This is a genomic window from Salmonella sp. SAL4457 (genome assembly GCF_046548235.1).
In the GTDB taxonomy this organism is placed as follows: domain Bacteria; phylum Pseudomonadota; class Gammaproteobacteria; order Enterobacterales; family Enterobacteriaceae; genus Salmonella; species Salmonella enterica.
On the sequence record NZ_JBGDZO010001162.1, the window covers coordinates 1 to 244 of the forward strand.

At 60.7% G+C, this 244-nt stretch carries 1 protein-coding gene; it reads right to left on the bottom strand.

Going from position 1 to position 244, the window contains the following annotated elements; translation table 11 throughout:
* Window positions 1-180 (bottom strand): hypothetical protein (locus ACLJNW_RS27825; protein WP_410961819.1); only part of this gene is annotated, 180 nt, incomplete at its 3' end.
* Between the last annotated feature and the right edge of the window lie 64 nt (window positions 181-244).

Consider the following 244-nt stretch of genomic DNA (forward strand, 5'->3'; position numbering starts at 1 on the left):
GCGGTAGGGCGTGCCGACCAGGCCGAGGGCACGGAACAGCACATCGTCGGCGGCGGGCGAGAAATTCGTCGCCGGACGGACTACGACCTGTTTGGCGGGCGCGGGGGGCGGCGCTTTGCTGGCGCATGCTGTAAGCAGCGCAGCAAAGGCGAGTATCGAGAATCGGGCCAGTGCATTCATAGTGGAATCATTCCTGGTGAGGAATGCTTCCACTTTGCTACGACAAGGAGTTAAACGCAATACT